The 13,280-nt window shown below is 50.6% G+C and carries 15 protein-coding genes and 2 pseudogenes; 9 read left to right on the top strand and 8 right to left on the bottom strand.

The genetic code is table 11. From position 1 onward, the window contains the following. Positions 1 to 91: 91 nt before the first annotated feature. The 4 genes from ruvC to aspS all read right to left on the bottom strand — a co-directional run bounded on the left by ruvC (position 92) and on the right by aspS (position 3,693). Positions 92 to 604 (bottom strand): crossover junction endodeoxyribonuclease RuvC, encoded by a 513-nt coding sequence (gene ruvC / locus DCX48_01365; GenBank protein ID QXE13268.1) that lies wholly within the window; start codon positions 602 to 604, stop codon positions 92 to 94. A gap of 80 nt (positions 605 to 684) precedes the next feature. After that, positions 685 to 1,428: a YebC/PmpR family DNA-binding transcriptional regulator gene (locus tag DCX48_01360; protein ID QXE13267.1), complete on the bottom strand. Its 744-nt coding sequence runs from the start codon at positions 1,426 to 1,428 to the stop codon at positions 685 to 687. A gap of 23 nt (positions 1,429 to 1,451) precedes the next feature. After that, a complete protein-coding gene (gene nudB / locus DCX48_01355; protein ID QXE13266.1) occupies positions 1,452 to 1,895 on the bottom strand; it encodes a dihydroneopterin triphosphate diphosphatase in 444 nt (147 codons plus the stop codon). Position 1,896: 1 nt separating this feature from the next. Next, complete coding sequence (aspS, locus tag DCX48_01350) at positions 1,897 to 3,693, bottom strand: aspartate--tRNA ligase (GenBank protein ID QXE13265.1); 1,797 nt, start codon at positions 3,691 to 3,693, stop codon at positions 1,897 to 1,899. Positions 3,694 to 4,236: 543 nt separating this feature from the next. On the opposite strand from aspS, the gene DCX48_01345 reads away from it, so the two are divergent. The 5 genes from DCX48_01345 to cmoB all read left to right on the top strand — a co-directional run bounded on the left by DCX48_01345 (position 4,237) and on the right by cmoB (position 8,863). Further along, positions 4,237 to 5,454 (top strand): EAL domain-containing protein, encoded by a 1,218-nt coding sequence (locus DCX48_01345; protein QXE13264.1) that lies wholly within the window; start codon positions 4,237 to 4,239, stop codon positions 5,452 to 5,454. A gap of 90 nt (positions 5,455 to 5,544) precedes the next feature. After that, positions 5,545 to 6,357 (top strand): DUF72 domain-containing protein, encoded by an 813-nt coding sequence (locus DCX48_01340; protein ID QXE17116.1) that lies wholly within the window; start codon positions 5,545 to 5,547, stop codon positions 6,355 to 6,357. A gap of 156 nt (positions 6,358 to 6,513) precedes the next feature. Next, positions 6,514 to 6,909 (top strand): hypothetical protein, encoded by a 396-nt coding sequence (locus tag DCX48_01335; protein QXE13263.1) that lies wholly within the window; start codon positions 6,514 to 6,516, stop codon positions 6,907 to 6,909. Positions 6,910 to 7,139: 230 nt separating this feature from the next. Then, positions 7,140 to 7,883 carry a carboxy-S-adenosyl-L-methionine synthase CmoA gene (gene cmoA, locus DCX48_01330; GenBank protein ID QXE13262.1) on the top strand — a complete coding sequence of 248 codons (744 nt, stop codon included), beginning with the start codon at positions 7,140 to 7,142 and terminating at the stop codon, positions 7,881 to 7,883. Beyond that, on the top strand, positions 7,880 to 8,863 hold the full coding sequence (cmoB, locus tag DCX48_01325; protein QXE13261.1) for a tRNA 5-methoxyuridine(34)/uridine 5-oxyacetic acid(34) synthase CmoB: 984 nt from the start codon (positions 7,880 to 7,882) through the stop codon (positions 8,861 to 8,863). Before cmoA ends, cmoB begins: the two co-directional genes overlap by 4 nt. Here the strand turns inward: cmoB and DCX48_01320 are convergent. The 3 genes and pseudogenes from DCX48_01320 to DCX48_01310 form a co-directional block, all read right to left on the bottom strand. Further along, a pseudogene (locus tag DCX48_01320) lies at positions 8,748 to 9,408 on the bottom strand (nuclear transport factor 2 family protein). The gene cmoB and the pseudogene DCX48_01320 sit on opposite strands and share 116 nt — an antisense overlap. Beyond that, positions 9,356 to 9,655 (bottom strand): hypothetical protein, encoded by a 300-nt coding sequence (locus DCX48_01315; protein QXE13260.1) that lies wholly within the window; start codon positions 9,653 to 9,655, stop codon positions 9,356 to 9,358. The pseudogene DCX48_01320 and the gene DCX48_01315 overlap by 53 nt, the downstream one beginning before the upstream one ends. Before the next feature lie 361 nt (positions 9,656 to 10,016). Next, positions 10,017 to 10,168, bottom strand: a pseudogene (locus tag DCX48_01310) (hypothetical protein). A 14-nt stretch (positions 10,169 to 10,182) separates the two neighbouring features. Between DCX48_01310 and DCX48_01305 the strand changes: the two are divergent. The 4 genes from DCX48_01305 (at position 10,183) to DCX48_01290 (ending at position 12,023) form a co-directional block, all read left to right on the top strand. Then, positions 10,183 to 10,767, top strand: a complete 585-nt coding sequence (locus DCX48_01305; GenBank protein QXE13259.1) for a hypothetical protein — start codon at positions 10,183 to 10,185, stop codon at positions 10,765 to 10,767. A gap of 13 nt (positions 10,768 to 10,780) precedes the next feature. Further along, entirely contained in the window at positions 10,781 to 11,383 is a 603-nt protein-coding gene (locus DCX48_01300; protein ID QXE13258.1) for a hypothetical protein, read from the top strand. 85 nt (positions 11,384 to 11,468) lie between these two features. Further along, entirely contained in the window at positions 11,469 to 11,555 is an 87-nt protein-coding gene (locus DCX48_01295) for a Hok/Gef family protein (protein ID QXE17115.1), read from the top strand. A 231-nt stretch (positions 11,556 to 11,786) separates the two neighbouring features. Continuing rightward, positions 11,787 to 12,023: a hypothetical protein gene (locus tag DCX48_01290; protein QXE13257.1), complete on the top strand. Its 237-nt coding sequence runs from the start codon at positions 11,787 to 11,789 to the stop codon at positions 12,021 to 12,023. 155 nt (positions 12,024 to 12,178) lie between these two features. On the opposite strand, the gene cutC is transcribed toward DCX48_01290, so the two are convergent. Continuing rightward, positions 12,179 to 12,937 (bottom strand): copper homeostasis protein CutC, encoded by a 759-nt coding sequence (gene cutC, locus DCX48_01285; protein QXE13256.1) that lies wholly within the window; start codon positions 12,935 to 12,937, stop codon positions 12,179 to 12,181. Positions 12,938 to 13,280 lie beyond the last annotated feature (343 nt).

The raw sequence follows: 13,280 nt of genomic DNA, 5'->3' as shown, positions 1-13,280 counted from the left end.
TCCCTGCGGGAACCTCCCCCTGTGTTTCCCCTAACAACAGGCTGAAGCGAACAGCACTAGGATGAATATCCAGCCTCCTGTTTCAGCGCAGTCATCCTGCCAGCGGGTTTACTTTCACTGCTGCGGTACGCAGCAGACTCTGGTTAAAGTGGCAGTGAGTAATCGCAATCGCCAACGCATCGGCAGCATCCGCCTGCGGACTGGCCGACAGTTTCAGCAATGAGCGAACCATATGCTGTACCTGCTTTTTATCTGCTGCGCCCGTACCTACCACCGTTTTCTTGACCAAACGCGCTGCATACTCAAACACGGGCAGATCCTGATTCACACCCGCGACGATGGCCACACCGCGCGCCTGCCCCAGCTTCAAGGCTGAATCCGGGTTTTTCGCCATGAAGACCTGTTCGATCGCCATACAGTCTGGCTGAAATTGCGTAATAATTTCACTGACGCCAGCGTAAATCAGCTTAAGCCGAGTGGGCATATCATCTACCACGGTGCGAATACAACCGCTGCCGAGATACGTCAGATGCCGCCCCTGCTGGCGGATAATGCCATAACCCGTCACGCGCGAACCGGGGTCGATGCCTACTATGATTGTCATGGTGCTACGATTGTCATCGTGCCGCTCCGCCGATTCGCCTATGTGGGTAGCTGTTTCTACTTTGCATCACCGACCTGCCATTACAGCAGTTCAGCCACCTCATCGGAGATCTCACCGTTATGGTAAACCTCCTGCACATCGTCGCAATCTTCCAGCATGTCGATCAGACGCATCAGCTTCGGTGCCGTTTCTGCATCCATATCCGCCTTAGTGGACGGAATCATAGACACTTCCGCAGACTCAGCCTTCAAGCCTGCCGCATCCAAGGCATCCTTCACGTCACCAAATGTTTCCCACGGCGTGAAGACGTCGATCGCGCCGTCGTCATACGTGACGACGTCATCGGCACCCGCTTCTAGCGCGGCGTTCATCACTGTATCTTCATCCAGACCCGGTGCGTAAGAAATGACGCCCTTCTTGGTGAAGAGGTACGAAACGGAACCATCAGTCCCCAGATTACCGCCAGTTTTGGTAAACGCATGGCGCACCTCGGAAACGGTACGGTTGCGGTTGTCACTCAGGCATTCCACCATGACAGCTGTGCCACCCGGGCCGTAGCCTTCATAAATGATGGTTTCCATGTTGGTATCATCATCACCGCCGACGCCACGGGCAATCGCGCGGTTCAGAGTATCGCGCGTCATGTTGTTGGACAGTGCTTTATCGATCGCGGCGCGCAGACGTGGGTTAGACCCTGGATCGCCACCACCCAAACGGGCTGCGGTGACCAATTCGCGGATAATCTTGGTAAAGATTTTACCGCGTTTGGAGTCCTGTGCTGCTTTACGATGCTTTGTGTTCGCCCACTTACTATGACCTGCCATAAAAATCTCCGAAAAAAGCCTGTTCAGGCCGGATAAATAACAAATTCTTCAATCGCCTGCCGGTTGCTCCAGGACTTGGTCAACTGTGCCGCATGGGGCACATCCAGCCACTGGTAAGCAAGATGCTCGGATAATTGCACCTCGCGCTCAGCAGGTAACGCCAGACAATACCAATGTTCGGTATTGTGCGTGACCCCCGGCGCATAGCGACGTCTCAAATGAGCAAATAGCTCAAACTCAATACAGCGCTGGCAGTCAAAGAGTGATAACGCTTCAGCGGATATATCAATGTTAACTTCTTCTTTGACTTCACGCTGTGCAGCATACGGCGCACTTTCTCCTTCTTCTATACTCCCCGTCACGGATTGCCAGAATTCAGGATCGTCACGCCGTTGCAGCATCAGCACCCGCCCGGTGTCACGGGCATAAATCACCACCAGCACCGAAACAGGTCGCTTGTATACCATCTTATTCGTTCTCGGATTTTCCATCCTGAGCCGCTTTCCCTTTCACAACAACCGCAATGGCAAGCTCTTCCAGCGAGGCTGGGTTAGCGAAGCTTGGCGCTTCCGTCATCAAACACGCTGCTGCCGTCGTTTTCGGGAAGGCGATAACGTCACGAATGTTATCAGTGCCCGTCAGCAGCATCACCAGACGGTCAAGGCCAAACGCCAGACCCGCGTGCGGCGGCGTACCGTATTTCAGTGCATCCAGCAGGAAGCCAAATTTCTCACGCTGCTCTTGCTCAGTAATGCCCAGAATGCGGAACACGGTTTGCTGCATCTCGCCGCTGTGAATACGTACGGAACCGCCGCCCACTTCATAACCGTTAATGACCATGTCATAGGCGTTAGCGATCGCCGAAACGGGGTTAGCCGCCAGTTCAGAAGGCAGCATGTCACGCGGTGCGGTAAACGGATGGTGCATCGCTGACAACCCACCTTCGCCATCTTCCTCAAACATTGGGAAGTCGACCACCCACAGCGGTTCCCAGCTATTGTTTTTCGTCAGGTTCAGATCGCGGCCCAGCTTGAGACGAAGCGCACCCAGCGCATCGGTCACCACTTTTGCGCTGTCAGCACCAAAGAACAGGATGTCGCCATCTTGCGCCGCGGTACGATCCAGCAAAGCAGACAGAACGTCTTCACTCAGGAATTTCGCTACTGGGCTTTGAACGCCTTCCAGACCTTTAGCACGCTCGTTGACCTTGATGTAAGCCAGGCCTTTCGCACCATAGATTTCAATAAACTTGCCGTATTCATCAATCTGCTTACGGCTCAACTGTGAGCCGCCCGGTACGCGAATAGCGGCAACGCGGCCTTTGGCATCGTTTGCCGGGCCGGAGAACACTTTGAACTCGATATCTTTCAGCAGATCGGCAACGTCGACCAGTTCCAGCGGGTTACGCAAATCTGGCTTGTCGGAACCGAAACGACGCATCGCTTCTGCGAACGTCATGACCGGGAAATCACCCAGATCGACGCCTTTCACGTCCAGCCATAGCTCACGTACCAGTTGCTCCATCACTTCACGCACCTGTGGCGCGGTCATGAAAGAGGTTTCCACATCGATTTGGGTAAATTCAGGCTGTCTGTCGGCACGCAAGTCTTCGTCACGGAAGCATTTGACGATCTGGTAGTAGCGGTCAAATCCAGACATCATCAGCAGCTGTTTGAACAGCTGTGGGGACTGCGGCAGCGCATAAAACTTGCCTTTATGTACGCGGCTCGGCACCAGATAGTCGCGCGCGCCTTCCGGCGTCGCTTTGGTCAACATCGGCGTTTCGATGTCCATGAAGCCGTGGTCGTCCATAAAACGGCGAACAAAACTGGTGATACGTGCACGCGTTTTCAGACGCTGCGCCATTTCAGGACGGCGCAAATCCAGATAGCGGAATTTGAGACGCGCTTCTTCAGTATTGGTTTGGTTGGAATCCAACGGCAGCGCTTCAGAACGGTTAACGATTGTCAGTGCGTTGGCAAAAATTTCAACTTCACCCGTCGCCATGTCTTTGTTGATTTGGCTTTCTGGACGGGCGCGAACTACACCGGTAAGTTGGATGCAGAACTCGTTACGCAACTCGGATGCCAGTTTAAATGCGTCCTGACGATCAGGGTCAAAAAACACCTGAACCAGCCCTTCGCGGTCACGCATATCAATAAAAATCAAACCACCCAGATCGCGGCGGCGGTTAACCCAGCCGCACAATGTCACTTCCTGGCCCACATGGGACGAATTCAACTGCCCGCAATAATTAGTACGCATCACGATGTCCTTTTACTCATCCGCCAGCCCACACGTTTTCACGATAGATTACTTTTCACGGTAGATCACAACGTAAAAACCGTGGCATTTTCGCTGCACGGTATGATTTTTCTGGGTTACTGTCCGGTGAAAAAAGGCGGCTATTATAAAGGATAATAGCCAGAACGATAAGCATGAAGGTAACGCTCTGCGACGCCGCCGCCTACTCTTTTTACGAAATTCCCTTCTCGGTTAACGAAATGTTCGCTAATCTAGGAATAGTTGTTACAAAACTAAACATCAGAGGAAAACCAGACCACAAGAGTGCGGTGATCAGAAAATCGTCAGAAAAGCAGCATTTAAGTTGGCCAATATTCGGAGGCGCATCGACCCAAAGGCATAGGACATACCGACGCCCACAGCATGATGATTTGTGGAAACCAACCTTCCCTTTTAGTAAAACCTGCTAAAATTACTAAGTAACTGCTTATTTTTATAAAAAATTTTAATAAAAAACGCTTTTCCATTATTGGCTAATGCGTATGGTTTACATGGAGAACAAGTATGTATTCATTTGTTGCCCGTCAACCCATTTTGAATCAACACCGCCAAACCGTTGCCTACGAGCTACTTTTTCGCATGGACATCACCAATAAATTCCCTGACGTCAGCCCTGAATTTGCGACTGCGCAGCTTATTTCCGATCAATTTTTAACCAATCCATTGGCAAGATCCGTAGTCGAGCAGCCTTACTATATTAATTTCCCCCATCAAATGCTGATCAATGGTCAGGCTGAAGTATTACCGCAGGAAAAGGTTGTTATAGAAATTCTTGAAAATGCTGCACCCGACAATGATTTATTTGCTGCCGTAAAAAAGCTAAAAAGAAAGGGCTTCAAAATTGCGCTTGATGACTTTTCAATGGATTCAGAATGGGATCGTTTTTTGCCTTACATTGATGTCATCAAATTCGATTTAACCCTGTCGACTTTTGGCGACATTGAAAATTTCATCAAAAGAACCAAACAGCGTAAGTTAATTTATCTGGCCGAAAAAGTAGAAACGCATGAGCAATACATGCAAAGCAAAAAGCTGGGCATTTCACTTTTTCAAGGGTATTTTTTCAGTCGTCCTGAAATGATTAAATCGAAAAAACTGGTCAATAAATCCAGCAATACCATAAGGCTACTGAGAGAGGTTAATAAACCTGAAATCAACTATGCCGCGATCGAAGAATTGGTCTGTGCCGATCTGTCGCTTTATTATAAATTGATGCGCCACATCACCAATATCAAATACAACACTCGCTTTGGTATCACTGCGACCTCGATGTCGTTCCGTTCTATGGCAATGCTGCTTGGGCAACGGGAACTCAAACGTTTTGTGTCATTAATTAGTATTACCAATAGTAATGAGAATAAACCCAGTGAGCTTTATCGCACTAGCTTAATTCGTGCCAGATTTTTCGAATTACTGTATGCCTCTTTTAATGTGAAAGAAGATACCACCGAGGCGTTTCTATGCGGATTATTATCGCTGCTTGATGCTGTATTGGACTCACCGATGCCGCTGTTGCTCTCACAAATCGCACTATCGGAAAAAATTAACCAGAGCTTATTAGAAAACACCGGCGAACTTGCCGTTTATCTGACGTTAATCGCTAAATACGAACAGCAAGAGTGGGAAGAGCTTGAACGCCTCTTAATCCAGTTGGGTATCGATGAAGAAAACTTCTTTACCATGATAATGGAGGCAACACAGTGGGCGGATGAGATTTTATAAACGATTTATCTCGGCTCACTCGCGCTGGTCTAGCAATTACGCGATAATCGTTGCCATCCTATTGAGGCTCAATGAAATTATGGTGCGATGATGTACATCGGATTACCACAATGGCAGCACCCTGCATGGAGTCGGTTGGGTTTAAACGATCTTGCCGACTACAGCCGCTACTTTAGCTGTGTCGAAGGTAACACGACCTTTTATGCGTTGCCTTCACGCGAGATTGTCGGGCGCTGGCGTGATATGACACATGATAATTTTCGCTTTTGCTTCAAGTTTCCCTCAACGATCAGCCATAAGGCTGCCTTACAGAACTGCGATAGCGATGTCAGCCTGTTTTATCAATGCCTTGAGCCGATCGAACACCGTATCGGACAGCTATGGCTGCAACTCCCCGCCACCTTCGGGCCAGTGTTGTTACCCGTTCTGTGGCGTTTTCTTGATGCCTTACCGCAGGGATTTAGCTACGGCGTAGAAGTGCGTCACCCGCTATTTTTTACCAAAGGCGATGAGGAGCGTGCGCTGAATCAGGGGCTACAGCAGCGTGGCATCAACCGCGTGATTCTCGACAGCCGTCCGGTTCATCACGCTGCGCCAGACAGCGTTGCCATGCGTGAAGCCCAGCGGAAGAAGCCTCGCGTGCCGGTACACGCCGTGCTGACCGCCACGCAGCCGCTGATCCGCTTTATCGGCAGTGAAACTCTGGAAGAAAATCTGCGCTGGTTCAAGTCATGGCATAACAAGCTGCCGCAGTGGCCTGAGGCGAATCCCTTCTTCTTTATCCATACACCGGATATCGGTGATGCTCCGCCGCTGGCGCAACAGCTTTGGCCATTACTCGCCGAGATCGATCCGACACTGCCGCCTCAGCCAGATTGGCCGCAGCAGGCGACGCTCTTTTAAACCACAGGATGCGGGGGCTGTATTAGTTCATTTAGTTATAAAAAATTTCATAACGTAGCCCATTTCCGCTAAAAAAATCAGCCTTTGCAGGCGACAGTTGCGTTAGGGAAAGCTATTATTCTGCAAGCCGTTTTCGGTTAGGTTACGGAGTAAAAAATGGTAAGTGCGCTCTATATCGTGCTCGGCGCAATCTTGTTGATAAAGCTGTCTATTGATGTTGTGAAACTGAGAATGCAGTATCGCGTGGCCTACGGCGACGGTGGATTTTATGAATTGCAAACGGCGATCCGAGTACATGGCAATGCAGTGGAATATATTCCAATTGCGGCGATTCTACTGGTACTGATGGAAATGAATGGCGCCCTTATCATCATGATCCATTTTTGCGGCATTCTATTGATTACCGGACGTTTAGCTCACTACTACGGACTTCGGCATCGCGAATTCCGCTGGCGGCGTTCGGGTATGTCGGCAACCTATGCCTCACTCATCCTGATGATTGCAGCAAACCTCTATTATCTCCCTTGGGATCTGGTTTTCACGCTGTATTGATGGCGTACGACAAAAACGATACCTACCACTCTCGGGCGCACAGATATAATGCGTCCGAGAATCAAAAGCCGCACACATGTGAAAGGTGAAGGCTACATACCCTAAATAATTCGAGTTTCAGGACAAAACGTTAGCGTTTTGAACAGCGCACATGCAACTTGAAGTATGACGGGTATGGCGTATTCTGCTAGAATGTGCGCCTCTTTATTACTCTCAGTGCACTTTCCGCCATGCCAAACCGCGATATGCTTTTTTCTGTGCCAATTGCCAATTTAGGCGACTGGACATTCGACGAACGCGTTGCCGACGTATTTCCCGATATGATCCAACGTTCCGTGCCCGGCTATTCCAACATCATCTCAATGATTGGCATGCTGGCAGAGCGATTCGCCCGCTCGAATAGCCTCGTCTACGATCTGGGATGTTCGCTAGGCGCAGCCACGCTATCTATGCGACGCAATATCCATGTGCCGGACTGCAAAATTATCGCGGTAGACAATTCTCCGGCGATGGTAAAACGCTGTCGTGGCCACATTGACGCTTTTCGCTCCGAAACGCCTGTCGAAGTTATAGAAGCGGATATTCTGAACATTGATATCAAGAATGCTTCCATGGTTGTGCTGAACTTTACTCTTCAGTTTCTGGAGCCTTCCCAGCGTCAAGTGCTTATCGAGCGTATTTATCAGGGATTGAATCCCGGCGGCGTGCTTGTGCTCTCTGAGAAATTCAATTTTGCGGACAAAGACGTCGGCGAATTGCTGTTCAACATGCATCTCGACTTCAAACGGGCAAATGGCTACAGCGAGCTGGAAATCAGTCAGAAACGCAGCATGCTGGAAAATGTCATGTTGACCGACTCAGTAGAAACCCATAAGGCTCGACTGGCAGATGCTGGTTTTGAGCACAGCGAGATCTGGTTTCAGTGTTTTAATTTTGGTTCGTTATTAGCCGTAAAAGCAGAGGAAAAGGCGTGATCGATTTCGGCAATTTTTATCAGCAAATCGCAAAGGGCCCGCTCAGCCACTGGCTTAACACGCTGCCTTCACAGCTCAGCAGTTGGCAGCAAGAATCCCTGCACGGTAAGTTCAAGCTATGGTTTAACTCGCTGGAACACCTCCCGTCGCTGAAGCCAACCTCTTTAGATTTGAACGACAGCGTCACAGCACGCATCGAGCCCGATATTTCCGTCGGTCAGCGCGAAGGGATTGAAAAGCTGCTACGTAATCTGATGCCCTGGCGTAAAGGCCCCTTTTCGCTTTACGGTGTGGATATCAACACCGAATGGCGTTCAGACTGGAAATGGCAGCGCGTTCTACCACATATCAGCCCGCTGAAAAATCGCCTGATTCTGGATGTAGGCTGCGGCAGCGGCTATCACCTATGGCGAATGGTCGGTGAAGGTGCCACGATGGCGGTGGGTATCGACCCCATGCAGCTATTCTTATGTCAGTTTGAAGCCGTGCGTAAGCTACTCGGCGACGACCAGCGCGCACACGTTCTGCCACTCGGCATTGAGCAACTTCCCGAGCTGGCTGCGTTTGATACCGTATTTTCCATGGGCGTCCTGTACCATCGTCGTTCCCCGCTCGACCACCTGTGGCAGTTGAAAAATCAGCTGGTAGCGGGTGGTGAGCTGGTGCTGGAAACGCTGGTCATTGAAGGTGATGAAAATCAGGTGCTGGTGCCGGGAGAACGCTACGCGCAAATGCGCAATGTGTATTTCATCCCGTCTGCTGTGGCTTTGACAACATGGCTTGAAAAATGCGGATTCGTCGATGTCCGCATCGTCGATATCTGCACAACCACAACACAGGAACAGCGCCGGACAGACTGGATGATCACTGAATCGCTGGCTGAATTCCTCGACCCTGAGGATCCAACGAAAACGGTGGAAGGTTATCCCGCACCGGTACGAGCGGTATTGGTTGCACGTAAACCTGGTGCTGAGCTATAGGCCTCTGCGCCTCCATTATAACGTTCGATAAAAGCACTGACGATAACTCGATAAGACGGCCAGTGCGCTTGACTCGCGACGCCAGTTCGCCAAGCGCCACGGCGACGTCATCATCGGCCACAATCCGCCACACCTCGAATCGCTCCGGTATAATTTGCTTAGCCAATTCACGGAAAAATGAAGCCACCTCCTCCCGATTCCGACGCGGGTCGCTCCAAGGAACGACCTGCACATCACCCGAGATATCCCACTCTACTTCCTGCGTAAACAGCTCGACGATCGCCTTCAGTATCTGTGGATCGTCGGGCTGAGCCCAGGTCGAATTCGAAAACATTTGCAAAGCGACCTTGCGATGAGCAACCGTCAGGCCACGCTCGTCCATCACGCGTAACGCCCCATTCTCGGCCTTCAACCGCGATCCGATCGCCGTCGACGATAAAAACCAAACCGTCAATATCGTGGGTAAGCCAAGCAGCGTACACAGCGATCCATTCAGCAAATTTCGCGTACTGGCATCGCCCGACCCAATACGCGCAGACCGTAATAGCTGCTCAGAAAAGCTCGTACCAACAGTAATGCCGGTCGAGCTGAAGATACATCTCCGTTGCGTTGCCCTACCGCAAATAGGTGGCATAACACCTGTTCCCGTCGGTTTACATCGACTCTACCGATCTGTACGACAACCGAATCTTTACCCGAACGCTCTAACGCGGCAAATACTCCCATGCGGCCTCGGCACTTGACCAGATTGAGATAGGCAAGGACAAAAAACGCATTTTCACTGTAGCGCACTTAATTAACCCCCATCCTCCGGCAAAGACCGGACGCGCTAATCCTGAATTCAATGCCAGTATCTGTCGTTTTTCAATGCTCCCCACACAACGAGAGAATGATAATCAATATCATTTGTTGACAGATTTTCTATTGGTGAGTAATCTCCATAATTAGCTGTATATATATACAGTGACAATAATCAAACAGGAGCTTAATGATGGATACAGTATTAACAAACCGTGATGGACTTGAGTGGAAAAGAATGTTGGAGCTTGGGTATGACTGGAACGGTGAGTCGTGGAGTCGGCCGGAAATCGGCAAATTGTTGTGACGCCAACTCATGACGTACAGCCCCTGCCAAAAAATGGCTCCGATCACGTTAGGCATTGACAGACTATTTACACGTTTATCGACTCGCTGAATCAGCGTGTCGGGTAACGCGATGTTGGTCTGTTGCTGTTTGCCTTCAAAAGCAGATAGGTCAACATCGATAACAAACCAGCTATCAAGCTGGACGCTTGTTTGACTCATAGAGGATATAAAAAATGTTAACCACTGGAACAACCCGAATCACCGGCGACAGAAAGCTAAACGACCTGATAGGCCATCTGATCGATCCGCAATTGGTCGAAGTTGAAGCGGCTCCTCAGATTAAGGCAATGGCTACTTCCCGTCTGAATTTTAAAATGCAGAAACAAACCCAAACTAATTGGTGCTGGGCGGCTGTTTCCGCCTCGGTCGGCAACTTCTACCGCACTGGGTCTTGGACCCAGTGCGGTGTAGCCAGCGCCTCTCTGGACCGCAACTGCTGCAATCAACCGGGACCGTGCAACATCTACGGTTATTTGGATTCCGCCTTGCGAATCACACGCAGCTACAACGGCATGAATAGAGGATCCTTGCAGATGTCGGCCATTCGGAACCAGATCAAAAAGGGCCGACCAATCGGTTTGCGTTGCGCCTGGTACGGTGGCGGTGCGCACTTTTTGGTTATCTATGGGACCGACGGTGATTACCTGTTGATTGCAGATTCGATCTACGGTTACTCGACCCGTGCTTTGAACTCGTTCCCCAGGTTATACAAATCCGGCGGAAATTGGACTGACACTTACTTCACCGTAAAAAAATAAAGAGGGCAACATCATGCAATTGACTTATCCAAAAGCGCCTTCCAACGGCGTACAGGCACTGCGTCCGGCACTGCAATCTGCGCTGAAACCTCAGGGCTTCGGCATCAATCGTCAATTCGCGGGCGCCAAGCCGGGCAAAATAAAGCTGAGCGAAGGCTATCGTGGCTACTCGCTCAGCCTAGAGGATCTGATTCACGATAAAGGCCTCAAAGACGCTAAGGTCGGCGATTGGCATTACTTAGTGTTTGCCGATGAAGTGACGATTGCCGACGCGCAATTGACCGACGTGCACGGACATGTCGAGTTCGCTTCGCTCAACCACGGAAATTTGGCAGCCGCGACGGTAGAGGCGCTAAAGCTGGCGGATCTATCGCCGCAACTACAGGGAAAAACCGTTGAACTGCGAGTATTATTCATCTCGGCACTCCACGTTGTGGCAATCTGGCTGTACGCCGACAGCGAAGATGTGCTGATCCCAATTGAGCCAACCCCCAAGGAAATTGCAGTCACTCAGTTGTATAATGAGGCAGAGCTGCTCGCTTTGCTCAAACCGGCGGCTGATCAGGCCCATAAGCGCTTCGACGCAGACACCAGTGGGCTGTTAGGGGGTGGATAAAAGCCAAAACCTTCACTTTAGAGGTTCAAGACAATGCCACTAAAATTGGCTTTTTTAGCCTGATAGTGTTGTGTTTAACACCTAGATGGTGCGCGACTCACTGTGTGAGATCCGCGTTCAGCAGGGTAACACGGTCATGGTGGCGTCGCTGAACTACGGAGTCAGAGGCTAAACCACTGGGCGGAGTTCGCTCCGCCCAGTGGTGGTTGTTTGGCGTGGTTTCCCTGCATCCTTTGAAGAATACCGCCGGCTCTACGGGCCGGCCCCTCTAAGTCAACGATTGGAGGTTCGGTATGAAAATCATCAACACACCAGTAAGTGTAACGGCTCGCGTTTATCGCAAATTTGGGCTCACATTAACTGCAAATGAAAATCACGAACGAAGCAGTCTGGCGGCGGCAGGATGGTGTACCACTGGGCCATGAAGGGGCTGAAGGTGGGAGAGCTGGTTGGTAACGCATGGCCATTGCGCGAATGCGGTACGCCGGGTGATGCGGGGAAGTTGCGCCTGAAATCCGGGGTGACGCTCAAAAAACCATTATCTTCCTGTTATGACGGTGCCGACTTCAGGGAGCCACCCAAAAAAAGTCAGGATCCTGCCCCCTGTGTTCACTGTCCTACGCGGCTACGGGCACTTTGAAATTCCTAGGCGTTGAAAAAAAGCCCCAGCAACACACTGGGGCTTGGTACTTGCCATGCAAACCTGATGGTATGCGGCGCGGCAAAATTGAAGAATGACGATGTGGTGTCTATACAATGCGATCTATCAACCGCTACACCATGAAACACTTTGCGTTACGATACATACTGCATTTCACGATCCGGGCTGACCGCCCGTTTCATTGCTTCCACCACATCACCATCCACGCAATACTGGCTAAATTCATCTAATTCCGTATCAGAACACATCGACACGCCGATTTTGCGATAACGCATAGGCGATGACGTCCACTGACCTGCGGAGCTATGCAGTTCCCGGATACCGGCTTGCTGAAATTTGTGCACGTTAGTCAACCGCACGCCGGAACCCGCCATAATAATTGGACCGCGACTGGCCTGTGTTAGTTCACGTAATAACCGCAACCCATTCTCCGCCGTCTGCTGCTGCCCAGAGCTCAATATGCGTGATACGCCAAGGTCGGTGAGCTGTTCCAGCGCAATATAAGGGTTCAGACACATATCAAACGCGCGGTGAAAGGTCACCGCCATCCCTTGAGCCACCGCCATGATTTCGCGCATTTTGGGCAAATCAATGTGCCCTTCCTCATTCAGCGCACCGACAACAACGCCAGGGAACCCCATCTCACGAACCTGCTCAATATCGTATTTGATGGCAGCAAACTCCGTCGCGTTGTAGCAAAAGTCGCCGCCTCGCGGGCGCACAATCGGGTGAACAGGAATCGCGATCTTTTCACGGGCACCCCGCAGCGCACCATAGGATGGCGTTAATCCGCCTTCTCGCTGTCCTGCACAGAGTTCAATCCTGTCAGCCCCAGACTGCGCTGCCGTTATCGCACAATCAACGCTATAACAGCATACTTCCAGTTTCGTCATCGCTGCTCCTCCATGTAAACTCCCAGACTACTTTTCTTAATTGTCATTGTCGAAAAATCGACGAATCATTACGCCGATTAAAGTAATAACTATGGCATTCGCATTCATATCGTGAGGAGACGGGAGTCACAATGAACGCGATACAGCGCCGAAATAAACATGACATAAACCACAGTTTTATTAATCTGTTCTATACCCGTCATACTTTAAATTGCAGGTGCGTTAGCTACACTACTCAGCCCACTCGCGTGAACCTCGCCCCGTCGGGGTCGCTGCAAGCAGCGCTCAAATCTGCCGTTGTTCAAAACGCTAACGTTTTGTCCTGAAACTCGAATTATTTAGG

It is taken from the genome of Pectobacterium atrosepticum, from assembly GCA_019056595.1.
Classification (GTDB): Bacteria; Pseudomonadota; Gammaproteobacteria; order Enterobacterales; family Enterobacteriaceae; genus Pectobacterium; species Pectobacterium atrosepticum.
The sequence above is the reverse complement of the archived record's forward strand: the minus strand, read 5'-3'. Positions and strand labels throughout refer to the sequence as shown.

Bases quoted from the DNA above. Each gene is read 5' to 3' on its own strand.
- cutC (QXE13256.1), bottom strand. From the start codon at position 12,937: ATGACGAAACTGGAAGTATGCTGTTATAGCGTTGATTGTGCGATAACG.
- DCX48_01340 (QXE17116.1), top strand. From the start codon at position 5,545: ATGTACATCGGATTACCACAATGGCAGCACCCTGCATGGAGTCGGTTG.
- nudB (QXE13266.1), bottom strand. From the start codon at position 1,895: ATGGTATACAAGCGACCTGTTTCGGTGCTGGTGGTGATTTATGCCCGT.
- DCX48_01335 (QXE13263.1), top strand. From the start codon at position 6,514: ATGGTAAGTGCGCTCTATATCGTGCTCGGCGCAATCTTGTTGATAAAG.
- DCX48_01360 (QXE13267.1), bottom strand. From the start codon at position 1,428: ATGGCAGGTCATAGTAAGTGGGCGAACACAAAGCATCGTAAAGCAGCA.
- cmoA (QXE13262.1), top strand. From the start codon at position 7,140: ATGCCAAACCGCGATATGCTTTTTTCTGTGCCAATTGCCAATTTAGGC.
- DCX48_01345 (QXE13264.1), top strand. From the start codon at position 4,237: ATGTATTCATTTGTTGCCCGTCAACCCATTTTGAATCAACACCGCCAA.
- DCX48_01295 (QXE17115.1), top strand. From the start codon at position 11,469: ATGGTGCGCGACTCACTGTGTGAGATCCGCGTTCAGCAGGGTAACACG.
- DCX48_01290 (QXE13257.1), top strand. From the start codon at position 11,787: ATGGTGTACCACTGGGCCATGAAGGGGCTGAAGGTGGGAGAGCTGGTT.
- DCX48_01300 (QXE13258.1), top strand. From the start codon at position 10,781: ATGCAATTGACTTATCCAAAAGCGCCTTCCAACGGCGTACAGGCACTG.
- aspS (QXE13265.1), bottom strand. From the start codon at position 3,693: ATGCGTACTAATTATTGCGGGCAGTTGAATTCGTCCCATGTGGGCCAG.
- DCX48_01305 (QXE13259.1), top strand. From the start codon at position 10,183: ATGTTAACCACTGGAACAACCCGAATCACCGGCGACAGAAAGCTAAAC.
- ruvC (QXE13268.1), bottom strand. From the start codon at position 604: ATGACAATCATAGTAGGCATCGACCCCGGTTCGCGCGTGACGGGTTAT.